The sequence below is a fragment of the Providencia sp. PROV267 genome (assembly GCF_028477825.1).
Classification (GTDB): Bacteria; Pseudomonadota; Gammaproteobacteria; order Enterobacterales; family Enterobacteriaceae; genus Providencia; species Providencia stuartii.
Genome location: NZ_JAMPLX010000021.1, coordinates 125,838 through 138,087 on the forward strand (window position 1 = coordinate 125,838; position 12,250 = coordinate 138,087).

Annotated in this window: 10 protein-coding genes and 3 tRNA genes; 1 reads left to right on the forward strand and 12 read right to left on the reverse strand. The window is 44.3% G+C overall.

What is annotated here, in order from left to right; genetic code table 11:
* Positions 1 to 88 precede the first annotated feature (88 nt).
* The 8 genes from hflC to tsaE form a co-directional block, all read right to left on the reverse strand.
* Complete coding sequence (gene hflC / locus PR709_RS14575) at positions 89 to 1,090, reverse strand: protease modulator HflC (RefSeq protein ID WP_004915648.1); 1,002 nt, start codon at positions 1,088 to 1,090, stop codon at positions 89 to 91.
* 2 nt (positions 1,091 to 1,092) lie between these two features.
* Complete coding sequence (gene hflK, locus PR709_RS14580) at positions 1,093 to 2,307, reverse strand: FtsH protease activity modulator HflK (protein ID WP_004915644.1); 1,215 nt, start codon at positions 2,305 to 2,307, stop codon at positions 1,093 to 1,095.
* An 86-nt stretch (positions 2,308 to 2,393) separates the two neighbouring features.
* Entirely contained in the window at positions 2,394 to 3,674 is a 1,281-nt protein-coding gene (hflX, locus tag PR709_RS14585) for a ribosome rescue GTPase HflX (protein ID WP_004915641.1), read from the reverse strand.
* Positions 3,675 to 3,775: 101 nt separating this feature from the next.
* Positions 3,776 to 4,072: an RNA chaperone Hfq gene (hfq, locus tag PR709_RS14590; protein WP_004915637.1), complete on the reverse strand. Its 297-nt coding sequence runs from the start codon at positions 4,070 to 4,072 to the stop codon at positions 3,776 to 3,778.
* A gap of 106 nt (positions 4,073 to 4,178) precedes the next feature.
* Positions 4,179 to 5,120 (reverse strand): tRNA (adenosine(37)-N6)-dimethylallyltransferase MiaA, encoded by a 942-nt coding sequence (gene miaA / locus PR709_RS14595; RefSeq protein WP_004915633.1) that lies wholly within the window; start codon positions 5,118 to 5,120, stop codon positions 4,179 to 4,181.
* Positions 5,113 to 7,068, reverse strand: coding sequence for a DNA mismatch repair endonuclease MutL (gene mutL / locus PR709_RS14600; protein WP_272570959.1), 1,956 nt, complete (start codon positions 7,066 to 7,068; stop codon positions 5,113 to 5,115). Before mutL ends, miaA begins: the two co-directional genes overlap by 8 nt.
* A gap of 11 nt (positions 7,069 to 7,079) precedes the next feature.
* Entirely contained in the window at positions 7,080 to 8,375 is a 1,296-nt protein-coding gene (gene amiB, locus PR709_RS14605) for an N-acetylmuramoyl-L-alanine amidase AmiB (protein WP_272570960.1), read from the reverse strand.
* 14 nt (positions 8,376 to 8,389) lie between these two features.
* Entirely contained in the window at positions 8,390 to 8,854 is a 465-nt protein-coding gene (gene tsaE / locus PR709_RS14610; protein ID WP_004915627.1) for a tRNA (adenosine(37)-N6)-threonylcarbamoyltransferase complex ATPase subunit type 1 TsaE, read from the reverse strand.
* Positions 8,855 to 9,095: 241 nt separating this feature from the next.
* On the opposite strand from tsaE, the gene queG reads away from it, so the two are divergent.
* The gene (queG, locus tag PR709_RS14615; RefSeq protein WP_104873166.1) at positions 9,096 to 10,253 is read left to right on the forward strand and encodes a tRNA epoxyqueuosine(34) reductase QueG; all 1,158 of its coding nucleotides are present in this window, start codon (positions 9,096 to 9,098) and stop codon (positions 10,251 to 10,253) included.
* A gap of 698 nt (positions 10,254 to 10,951) precedes the next feature.
* Here queG and PR709_RS14620 read toward each other — a convergent pair.
* From PR709_RS14620 to orn, 4 genes are all read right to left on the reverse strand, one after another.
* Positions 10,952 to 11,027, reverse strand: a tRNA-Gly gene (locus tag PR709_RS14620).
* Between the two features lie 39 nt (positions 11,028 to 11,066).
* Positions 11,067 to 11,142 (reverse strand) — tRNA-Gly (locus tag PR709_RS14625).
* A gap of 40 nt (positions 11,143 to 11,182) precedes the next feature.
* A tRNA-Gly gene (locus PR709_RS14630) sits at positions 11,183 to 11,258 on the reverse strand.
* A 346-nt stretch (positions 11,259 to 11,604) separates the two neighbouring features.
* On the reverse strand, positions 11,605 to 12,147 hold the full coding sequence (gene orn, locus PR709_RS14635) for an oligoribonuclease (protein ID WP_272570961.1): 543 nt from the start codon (positions 12,145 to 12,147) through the stop codon (positions 11,605 to 11,607).
* Positions 12,148 to 12,250: the final 103 nt, after the last annotated feature.

Sequence of the window (12,250 nt, forward strand, 5' to 3'; positions counted from 1 at the left end):
AGTTTTCCCTGAAAAATCTAATACTTAAAGAGACAGACGTAAAAAAAGCCCGCGAAGCGGGCTTTTCTTTATTAGCTTAACAGTTATTTTAATCCGTTGCACGCAACTTGGTTGGTGCTTTCATAAAGCGGAAGAAGTCTGTGTCTGGGCTTAATACCATCACGTCCTCACCGCTATTAAAGCTGTGCTCATAGGCACGTAAGCTACGGATAAAGGCATAAAACTCTGGGTCTTGGTTGAATGCGTCAGCAAACAGTTTTGTTGCCATCGCATCCCCTTCACCGCGTAGAGTCAATGCTGTACGTTCAGCTTCTGCTAACGTTTCAGTCACAGTTTTATCAGCCACCGCACGGATCTTCGTGGCTTCTTCTTGGCCTTGTGAACGATGCTGACGTGCAACCGCTTCACGCTCTGCACGCATACGCGCATAGATAGCCTCAGAAACTTCGTTCGGTAACTCAATACGTTTGATACGAACGTCAACAACTTCAATCCCTAAAGCAGCCATACTGTTTGCGTTAGCGACTAACGGCGTTAAGTTAGTCTCTTCTTCAACGCGCGCTGCCGCAGAAGCAATCTCTGCATCGACTTCCTTAGTCGATTCATCAGATGCTGAACCTACGTTCAGAGCTTCGCGTACATCAACAGTCAAACGACCACGTGAGTCTGTAATAATATCTTTAACACTCAGACGACCAAACTCAGAGCGCAAACGGTCACTAAACTTACGTTTTAAGAATGTTTCAGCTTGATCTGAGCTACCACCACCCGTTGCCACATAATAACGGCTAAAGTCAGTAATGCGCCATTTCAGGTAGGAGTCTACCATCAAGTCTTTGTTTTCACTTGTCAAATAGCGGTCAGCTTGGATTTCCAATGTCTGAATACGCGCATCAAGCATTTTCACCGTTTCGATGAAAGGCACTTTAAAATGCAAACCTGGCTCATAAATGATAGGTTTATTGTCAGCGTCACGCACAACCTTACCAAAACGCAGCACAATACCGCGATCGGCTTGAGGGACAATAAAAATGGATGCGTAAGCGACTGCCAAAATAGCAATAATAATAACAATTAGCGAATTACGCATGATTATTGTCTCCCTACTCGAACAGTATCACCGCGCACATTACTGCTTTGCTGTGCAGGCTGAGTACCCGAAGATGATGAATTGTTAGTCGTATTTGGATTCATCACTTTTGGTTCTAAGCCCGTTTTTGGTGCTGCTGTATTGTTGTTATTACCACGCATTAATTGCTCTAATGGTAGTACTAACATGCTATTACTCTTATCATTAGCGATAACTTTACGTGTATTACTTAAAACACGCTCCATGGTATCAATGTAGAGTCGTTCACGGGTAATTTCAGGTGCTGCACGATATTCAGGCAACATTTTTGCAAAACTTGCAACCTCACCCTCTGCTTTAAAGACCACACTCGCCTTATAAGCTTCAGCTTCTTCGATCAGTTTTTGCGCATTACCTTTTGCCATTGGTAGCACTTCGTTCCGATAAGCATGTGCTTCACGAATCGTTTTTTGCTCTTCTTCCCGTGCTGCAATTACGTCATCAAAGGCAGCCTTAACATCTTCAGGCGGACGAGCAGCTTGGAAGTTAACATCGAGTACCGTAATCCCCATTTTGTATGGCTCTATCGTCGCTTCCAGATCCCTTTGTGTTACATCACGAATAAATGCTCGATTCGTTGTAAGCACTTGTTCCATCGCTGACTGACCGATTACGCCACGGACTGCACTATCAAGTGCCTGACGTAAGCTGTTATCAGGGTTAGTGACGCTGAATAGATATTCTTTAGGATTAGTCACACGATACTGCACGTTCATCTCAACGCGGATCACGTTTTCGTCTGAGGTTAACATCATACCATTCGTCGCTTGTTCACGAACGGTTTCAACGTTAACTGGAATCACTTTATCAATAAAAGTTGGTTTCCAGTTCAAACCAGGTCCGACAATACCACTGTATTCACCAAAGCGTAGTATCACACCTCGGTCACTTTCCTTGATGGTATAAAAACCTGAACCCGCCCATACAACGACGACTGCCGCGAGAGCCAATACACCAAAGCGACCGCTGATTTGGAATGGCTGTTTATTATCACCATCACCACCACCGCTGCCGCCTTTTTTACCGCCAAGCTTGTTGCTCAGCTTACGAAAGAGATCGTCGAGATCAGAAGCCCCACGTTTTCGACCACCTTTATTCCCGCCAGAGTTGCCGCCTTTATTGCCGCTTCCCCACGGATCGCGGTCTTGTCCGTCATTACCGGGCTGATTCCACGCCATGTTTTAGCTCCATATCTTTATGATTGATTTTTCGGGTTAAGAGCAACAAATAACTCTTAATATCAATTCCATTTCCTAGCGATATGTTAAATCACATAGCTAGGTAATTGTTGTTCCTGTTTGCACAAACGCTGCCAATCAACCATCGGCATACGCACCTCAAGGCCAATTGAACCATCTTCTTCCTGCCACTCGCGTTCAATGGCTTGGAGTTGATAAAAACGGCTACGTAAGCGGCCTTCACTCGGTGGCAAACGCATTTCAACGTGTGCGATTTCACCTGAAAGGCGTTCCGTCAATGCTTGTAGCAACAAGGGGATACCGTCACCCGTTTGTGCTGATACCCAGACACGAACAGGCTTGTTATCCTCATTTCTGTCGATACGCGGGATGAAGTCTTCCAGCATATCCACTTTGTTCATGACTAAAAGTGTTGGGATCTCATCTGCTTCAATTTCTTCCAATACACTTTCGACCGCGTGAATATTTTCATCCAAACGGCTATCTGCTGCATCAATAACATGGAGCAATAACGTTGCTTCACGCGTTTCCTGCAGTGTTGCTTTAAAGGCAGCAACCAAATCATGTGGCAAGTGACGAATAAAACCAACAGTATCCGCAAGTACTACTGGCCCAACATCTTCCACGTTAATACGTCTTAATGTTGGATCAAGTGTTGCAAATAGTTGGTCAGCAGCGTAAACATCGGAAGCCGTCATCCGGTTAAATAAACTTGATTTACCGGCGTTGGTATAACCCACCAGCGAAATTGTCGGAATATCCGCTTTATTTCGTGCTTGGCGCCCTTGCTCACGTTGTTTTTCTACTCGGCTGAGACGGGATAAAATTTGGCTAATTTTGCCCCTTAATAACCGACGGTCTGTCTCTAACTGAGTTTCACCAGGACCACGTAAACCAATCCCACCTTTTTGCCGCTCAAGGTGCGTCCATCCTCTTACCAAACGGGTCGATAAATGGCGTAACTGCGCTAATTCAACTTGAAGTTTACCTTCATGTGTCCGCGCCCTTTGAGCGAAAATATCTAAAATCACCCCTGTACGGTCAACGACCTTACATTGGCATAACCTTTCGAGATTACGTTCCTGTGCTGGACTCAGCGTATGGTTAAATAGCACCACATCTGCGCCACTTTCTTTCACAGCTTCAGCGATTTCTTCCGCTTTCCCTTCTCCAACATAATATTTAGGGTGGGGAGACTTACGACTGCCTGTTACTATCTGTACAGGTTTCACACCCGCCGATGTCACGAGTGACTCAAATTCTGCCAGATTTTCAGTGTCCTTTTCTTGGGAGAAAAAGACATGCACCAATACAGCCAGTTCACCGCCTTCATACCTATCAAACAAGGGCTATAACCTCTTAGGCTTAATCACTAGAAATACAAAGGAAAAACACAGGTAAAGTCTCCCTACCCATGTTTTCCTTGAATTTTAACGCACAACTGGTATTACTCAGCAGCTTCGCCATCCTGTTGAGTTGAAGCACCAGAGTTGTAGTTACCATTACCCGCACCGCCAGTAGCACTGCCACTATGGTGAGAAACAGGGCGAGCAGGGACAACGGTAGAGATAGCATGCTTATAAACCATCTGACTAACCGTGTTTTTTAGTAAAATGACAAACTGGTCAAAAGATTCAATCTGACCCTGCAATTTGATGCCGTTAACCAAATAAATTGAGACCGGAACCCTTTCACGACGTAATGCGTTCAGGAACGGATCTTGCAAAGATTGCCCCTTAGCCATTCTATGTTTTCCTTATTTTGTTGTTTTTAAATGAGAACCTTTCGATTCCAAAAATTAACTACTCAAAAATTGCGCTTAGCGTTCTAATTGTACACAAACCATAGCTCTATGCACATACAACCTGCATAACAGCCTTAAGCGCTTGCTGTGGTTGTTCACTATCTAACCAATGAACATTTTCCCAGCTTCTCAACCAGGTAATTTGACGTTTTGCCAATTGGCGTGTTGCACAAATTCCCCGATAAACCATTTCATCATAATCTGTTTCGCCTTCTAGGTACGACCACATTTGCCGATACCCCACACAACGAATAGAGGGTAAATCAACATGGAGGTCACCCCGTTCATAAAGAGCACGAACTTCCTCTTCAAAACCGGCGTCTAACATCTGATGAAAACGTTGTTCAATGCGCTGATGTAAAATTTTACGATCTTGGGGCGCAATAGCAAATTGAAACACATTATAAGGTAATTCTTCACCTGCTGTTTGTGTCATTTCAGTCAAAGTTTGCCCTGAAATGAGATATACCTCTAAAGCTCGGGATAATCTTTGTGGATCATTAGGATGAATCCTCGCTGCCGCAACCGGATCGACCTCCGCTAAACGACGATGGATTTCACCCCACCCTTGCTGCTGTGCAATTTTTTCAATCTCAGCACGAGTAGCGGGATCCGCAGAAGGCAAAGGCGAAAGCCCCTCTAGTAATGCCTTAAAATAAAGCATTGTGCCCCCCACAAGTAATGGAATTTTACCTTGAGAAGTTATTTCCTCCATTACATTTAATGCGTCTCGCCGGAAATCAGCAGCGGAGTATGGTAAAGAGGGATCGAGTATATCGATCAGACGATGAGGCGCTTGACTAAGCTCCTCTGCATTTGGCTTCGCTGTGCCGATGTCCATACCACGGTAGATCAACGCCGAATCGACACTGATTATCTCAACAGGCAAGTGTTGGCGTAGAGCAATAGCTAACGCTGTCTTGCCTGAGGCCGTTGGCCCCATCAGGAATATGGCATTCGGTTTTTTCTGAGTTACAAGTTCACTCATTTGTTAGTGTAGCTACCACGGATTGTAAATTAATTAATTGTAATAATGTTGGTGACGGCTTTTTAACATACTGCGGGCAAAGCCGCTCAACATCAGCGAGTAACTGAACTGCTTGTGCTAAGCTCCAGCTTTCTTGTGTTTTTTCTTGTGAAACTGTTTTTGCAAGCCATTGAGCAATATCTTGACGAGATGCCTGCTCTTTTGTCGACAAAAAATTCAGTAAACCCGAAAAAAGCTGAGATAAATTTTGCGTTCTTAACGGTAACGATACCGCATGAATAGTTACTTTTCCATGAGATATCGTGGCTTCAATACCAAATAATGTCAATTGTTCCTTGTTACGCTGAAAAACCGCAATTTCATCAGAATTAAGTGATAATTTTAGCGGGATCAACAACGGTTGAGGTTTTAACGCTTCGCCATCAGGTGATAACTGAGCCAACTTCAGTAAATAATTTGCTTCTGATAAGGATAACAGGATTAGCCCTAATGAAGACTCAATTAATGCAAAGTTTTTTGCGTAAATTGTCAATACTTTGCCAAATGTGAAGTTATTGGTATTTTCTTCCACTGATTGCGAAGAAACTGCTGGAACATCTAATGGTTGCCGACTAGGAAATAGTGGCTTTTTATCTTCTTCAGCAACAGGAACAGACATCAATGCTTGGTACAGTTGCCCCGCTTTTCGGTCATAATGCGTATTAGAAGGCGTAAACGCGCTTTTTTCTCGACTAAAATGATTTGTTGATGTCGGCGATGTAGCCGCTACGGAAGGGGCTGAATGCGAACGACTACTGCCCGTGCTGTCATGTTGCTGTTGCGCCGTACGACTCGTCTCATTTTCATCGTTTTCATTGAGCGTGGATGATGACGAAAAGTAGTTGTCTCCCGCGGATGAACGATTAGTTAATTCATGGGTAACAGGTTCAATACCGGGCAACTCATCTGGCTCATGCGCATTTAATAAGGCCGTTCTCACACCTTGATAGATAAAATCATGCACTAGCCGAGCTTGGTGAAAACGCACTTCATGCTTAGCAGGATGGACGTTAACATCCACTTGTTGGGGGTCAATGGTCAAATAAAGGACATAGGCTGGCTGTTGATTATCATCAAGATGCCCTTCATACGCTTGGCGGATCGCATGGTTAATTAACCTATCGCGCATCATTCGACCATTTACATAACAGTACTGAATATCACTCACTGGCGTCGAAGACGGTGAAACCACCCAGCCTTTAATGCCAAGGTCACCATGCTCCCAAGATATCGCTAGCGCCCCCTGCATAAAGCCTGTACCACAGATGTTTGCCAACCGCCGCTCTTGTTGGGCTTCCCCTTTTGCAGCGCGGTACTGTTTCACCAGCTTCCCATTATGGTTCAAATTGATTGTCACATCAGGGCGAGAAAGCGCGATACGCCGGACGACCTCATCAATATGGCCAAACTCGGTTTTTTCGGTACGCATAAATTTGCGACGCGCTGGCGTATTGTAGAATAGATCAAGCACTTCTACGGTGGTGCCATTTGGGTGAGCGGCGGGTTTGACGGTCACCGCCATATCTCGCCCTTCCGCATAAGCTTGCCACGCCTCTGATTGCTCAGCCGGTTTTGATGTGAGCGTCAAACGAGAGACGGAGCTAATACTCGCCAGTGCTTCACCACGGAACCCCATACTCATGATGGCTTCTAGGTCATCTAACGTGGCAATTTTGCTGGTCGCATGGCGCGCTAACGCTAAGACCAGTTCATCTTTGCTGATCCCACTACCATTATCGCGAATACGGATCAGCTTCTCTCCTCCACGTTCAATATCGATGTCGATGCGTGTTGCACCTGAATCGAGACTGTTTTCAACCAACTCTTTAACCACTGAGGCAGGGCGTTCGACAACCTCGCCGGCAGCGATTTGGTTAGCAAGTTGGGGAGAAAGGATCTGTATTGCCATCACCATCCCCCTTAATTAGGTGCCGCTTGCAACGGATTTGCAAGGAAGTATTGCCGCAAACCTTGGTGGATAGCTTCGGCGACCTTCTCTTGATAGTCATTAGATTTAAGCAACTGCTCTTCAGCGCTATTACTAATAAACCCTGTTTCTACCAGAATTGAAGGAATATCAGGCGAACGCAAAACCCCAAGGCTGGCATGCTCTGGGCTACGTTTATGAATATTACCCACTTTTCTTAATTGATGGAGTACTTGTACCGCCACATCATAGCCAACCCGCTGTGAATGACCGAATTGTAAATCGAGTACCGCTTGGCTCAAGTAAGGGTCCGCACCACTTAATGCATCGCCTGCTCCACCTAATAGCTCGGATTGTTTTTCTCGTTGTTCCAACCAGTTACCTAATTCACTATTTGCACGTCGATTTGACAATACCCAAACAGAAGCGCCTCGCGCACTACTATTTGGTGCAGAGTCAGCGTGAATAGAAACTAACATGTTAGCCCCTTTCTTACGTGCAACATCTGAACGCCCACTGACAGAAATAAAATAATCACCATCTCGGGTCATCGCTGGCTTGAACATAGGGTCAGCCTCAAGTTTTGCATACAGTTTACGTGCAACACTTAACGTAACATCTTTTTCTCGATAGCCGTTTTTACCAATCGCTCCGGGGTCTTTGCCACCATGCCCAGCATCAATAGCAATCACGACCTGTTTTGCCCCCTTGGGCATTGTTTTATTGGTTTTAACTGGTGCAGGTGCAACAGCTGGTCGCGGTGCCTGCGAATTCATTTTTAACGGTTTATCTTGCACCGCATTATTAGGCACTTGCATCGGTTGAGTCGTATTATTGAAAGACGTTGGTGCACGACTTTGCCCCGAGGAAAGCGTAAATACCACTTGATACTGCCCAGCGACTTGTTTCAGCGACGTTTGTACTTTTGCCGCTTTTGACAGTTCCAATACGATACGTTTGTGTCGGCTATCCGGTGGCTGGCTGGTACGAACCACTTTAACCAAATCACCAGCAGGCACTCTCATTGGTAGGCCGATAATTTCGCCATTTTGCTTAACATCAATAACTAGCCGCTCTGGCGAATGCAGGGGAAAATATTTGTAATCAGGCTTACCATCCATGAAGGATAATGTCACCTGTGCATTTGATGGGCTATTATCAACCTGTATGTTCGATAAGGTCGCCGCCTGTACAGGTCGTGCAACTAACCATAATGCAACAATCATCAACAGCAATAAGAAGGAGAAAAAACTTCTTTTTGTTATTTTTCTCGGCAATGCATTCGTCATGAGCAATATATCCCTTAGAGTGCTTGTAATTCTTCTAACAACGACTCCCCATTTGCAGAAAAAGCAATAAAGTGAGCCTGACGCCCTTCATCCTGATAAGTCAAATGGAGTTCAAGATCCGCTTCTGGCAGAAAACCTTTGCCTTGTTGAGGCCATTCCACTAAACAGATCGACTCAGGGGAAAAATAGTCTCGGATCCCCATAAATTCCAATTCTTCTGGATCAGCTAAACGATAAAGATCAAAATGAAAAACCTGCCCATCAGGAAGATCATAAGGCTCCACAAGCGTATACGTCGGGCTTTTTACGTGACCTTGGTGCCCGAGTGCCTGTAAGAAACCGCGACTAAATGTCGTTTTGCCAGCGCCCAAATCGCCATACAAGTTAATCACGACGCCTCGTTGACAGGCATTTGCGACAGCGCGCCCTAGCGCCACTGTTTGCTCTTCGTTGGCAAGTTGTAAAATACGTTCTTTCATGGAAAGTTCAATCAGCTATAGTAAGGAAAAATAGATCAATATAGATATAATGACTATATTAACCTAAGCCGATCCATTTTTCTTAAATAACATTACAGAAATATTTAGATAGTGGATATCAGATAAGCGACTAATCCTGTTACATCACACAACAAGGCATCAGTGATGATTTTGTGAAATCACGGGATCATGGTAAAGTGCCCCTGCAATTTCACTCAGCTTAGCATCAATATAAAATCTAATGGCAACACATCTCGATCTCAACCTTCTTGCACAAAATATCAAACAATGGGGGAGTGAAGTTGGCTTCCAGCAAGTCGGTATTTGTGACACTGACCTTTCCCTTGAAGAGCCAAAATTACAGGCATGGCTCGATAAGCAATACCACGGTGAGATGGCGTGGATGGCACGCCATGGGATGATGCGAGCAAGACCTCACGAATTACATCCCGGCACATTGCGCGTGATCAGCGTGCGTATGAACTACCTGCCTGCAAAAGCAGCTTTTGCCAGCACATTAAGTAACCCTGAATTAGGTTATATTAGCCGCTATGCATTAGGTAGAGATTACCATAAGCTATTAAAAAAGCGCTTGAAAATGCTCAGTGATCGCATCTTGGCATACTGCCGAGAACATATCTGCTCTGACGATCTCAATTTTCGCCCATTTGTCGATTCTGCCCCTATTTTAGAACGCCCTCTCGCCGTCAAGGCAGGCTTAGGCTGGACAGGCAAGCATTCGTTGATCCTTAATCGTGAAGCTGGATCGTGGTTTTTTCTCGGTGAACTTTTAGTTAATTTACCTCTTCCTATCGATCAACCTGTTGAAGAGCAGTGCGGTCGCTGTGTGGCCTGTATGACCACTTGCCCTACCGGCGCGATCGTTGAACCTTATGTCGTCGATGCTCGCCGCTGCATTTCTTATCTAACCATTGAGCTTGATGGCCCGATCCCGGAAGAGTTTCGCCCACTGATGGGGAATCGGATCTACGGCTGTGATGACTGCCAATTGATCTGCCCTTGGAACCGTTTTTCACAATTAACCGATGAACAAGATTTTAGCCCAAGACGCGTATTACACACGCCCGAACTTCTTGAACTATTTAGCTGGGATGAAGAGACTTTCCTAAAAGTGACTGAAGGTTCAGCAATTCGCCGCATTGGTTACTTAAAATGGCTCAGAAATATCAGTGTCGCGTTAGGCAATGCCCCCTATCAGGACACGATTGTCAACGCATTGCACTCACGGTTAGGCATGGGGGAGATGTTGGATGAGCATATCCAATGGGCAATACAACAACAATTACAGCGCCGAGAAGAAAACCAAGTAACTATTCAAACTTCACAGCAGAAACGCCTTGTACGCGCCATATCTAAAGGTTTACCTAGGGATGCTTAAAAATAATACACCCCTATACTGCAAACGAATAAAAATCAACTCCGTGTGAATAAAATAAAAAATTGCTTAGCTGACAATAGGTAAAGAATTTGCAAGCTAGGTTAGCCACATTTTAAACAAAAATATTTACTATTAAATTCAGTAAGATATCTATCACCACGAAGCAATAGCTTTTTGGAATATGTGCGATTACCTATCATGCTATCCTGTGGATAACTCGGTGCATTAAAGTATTACAGACGCGTAAAAGCACCACAGCATTGATGATAGGTTGTGGATAACTTATTAATGATAGGAAATTAAATAAGTCCTCTTTTTTACTACTCTCAGCAAAATTAAAGCGCTTAAAACACAAGGTTGGTACAAAAAAGTTACTGAAACTGCAAAAATCGGCTTTTTTGTTTATTATTACAACTGAAATTATAACAATTTGGATACTTATTGATCGCCCCTATTGGTCAGGGGGTGGCTATTCTATGGCGACAAGTTAATGAATGCAAGCAGAAAAAACCGCAAGATCTGAAAAAGATCCCAAAGAGTGTGATGATCATCACTCTCAGCCGATCATCACTAAAAGAAAAGCATTTGTTGATGAATAAACAGATTCGAACGCAATTCACCTAGTGCATCAAATAGGTGTCATTTCTTAATGAAAGCAGTTGGATTTTTAACAATAAGAGGTAAGAGACTAAGGATTTTGGAGCGGGAAACGAGACTCGAACTCGCGACCCCGACCTTGGCAAGGTCGTGCTCTACCAACTGAGCTATTCCCGCATTTGGATAGGTAACTACAACTAAAACACTAAGAGAGATTGGAGCGGGAAACGAGACTCGAACTCGCGACCCCGACCTTGGCAAGGTCGTGCTCTACCAACTGAGCTATTCCCGCATACCGAAAATAGTGTTCTAGCTAAAACATTAAGAGAGTTTGGAGCGGGAAACGAGACTCGAACTCGCGACCCCGACCTTGGCAAGGTCGTGCTCTACCAACTGAGCTATTCCCGCAAAATACTTTCTTTTTGCTTTACCGTACTCATGAAAATCTTCATCGGTACGGGGAGCGCATTATACGAGAAATTGCACGGCAGGCAAGCCCCTTGGCTCAATTTTTTCACTTTTTTATTTGTTTGCTGATAAATTGGGCATTGTGATGATTTTATCAGCGTTGCAAGTAAACTTCTGATTTCAATCAGTTAACATTTTTTACTTTTTTCTAAAAACGCATCGCCCAATGACGTCCATGCCATGAAAACCCCAATGCCTGTTACTTATACTTTTAACGCGCTGTAATAAGTTAACCGCTAAAAAAATTGGCCACCTATTGGTCGCCAATTTCAGTTTTCTGCTTTGATTATTTGATAAAGGCCTCACGGTAATAAGCCAATTCTGCAATAGACTCGCGAATATCATCTAAAGCTTGGTGTGTGCCTTTTTTAGTGAAGCCCGCGAGAATTTCAGGTTTCCAGCGACGAGCTAACTCTTTTAGGGTGCTAACATCAAGGTAACGATAGTGGAAATAGCTTTCTAACTCAGGCATGTAGCGGAATAGAAAACGACGGTCTTGACCAACGCTATTCCCACAGATTGGTGATGCCCCTTTTGGTACCCACTGCTCTAGAAACTCAATCGTCGCTAATTCAGCTTCACGCTCACTGAAAGTACTGCTTTTAACGCGCTCAACCAAGCCACTTGCTGTATGGGTATTCACATTCCATTCATCCATCAAATCCAATTGTGCTTGTGTTTGATGAACCGCAATGACAGGACCTTGTGCTAAAATATTAAGCTGACTGTCGGTAACGATAGTGGCAATTTCGATAATACGGTCACGCTCAGGATCGAGACCCGTCATTTCTAAATCGATCCAGATTAAATTATTCTCATTCTTTTGCATCATATACCCTAACTTGATCCAATGGAGTTCGTGTATGATAACGCGTTTGAGGTATCGACGCGATCCACTCAAGTTAGTAAACAAGAAAACTCAGCCAACAATA

Excerpts from the sequence above, each read along its gene's own strand:
- hflK (WP_004915644.1), bottom strand. The coding sequence starts at position 2,307 with ATGGCGTGGAATCAGCCCGGTAATGACGGACAAGACCGCGATCCGTGG.
- miaA (WP_004915633.1), bottom strand. The coding sequence starts at position 5,120 with ATGAGTGAACTTGTAACTCAGAAAAAACCGAATGCCATATTCCTGATG.
- hfq (WP_004915637.1), bottom strand. The coding sequence starts at position 4,072 with ATGGCTAAGGGGCAATCTTTGCAAGATCCGTTCCTGAACGCATTACGT.
- orn (WP_272570961.1), bottom strand. The coding sequence starts at position 12,147 with ATGCAAAAGAATGAGAATAATTTAATCTGGATCGATTTAGAAATGACG.
- mutL (WP_272570959.1), bottom strand. The coding sequence starts at position 7,068 with ATGGCAATACAGATCCTTTCTCCCCAACTTGCTAACCAAATCGCTGCC.
- queG (WP_104873166.1), top strand. The coding sequence starts at position 9,096 with ATGGCAACACATCTCGATCTCAACCTTCTTGCACAAAATATCAAACAA.
- hflC (WP_004915648.1), bottom strand. The coding sequence starts at position 1,090 with ATGCGTAATTCGCTAATTGTTATTATTATTGCTATTTTGGCAGTCGCT.
- amiB (WP_272570960.1), bottom strand. The coding sequence starts at position 8,375 with ATGACGAATGCATTGCCGAGAAAAATAACAAAAAGAAGTTTTTTCTCC.
- tsaE (WP_004915627.1), bottom strand. The coding sequence starts at position 8,854 with ATGAAAGAACGTATTTTACAACTTGCCAACGAAGAGCAAACAGTGGCG.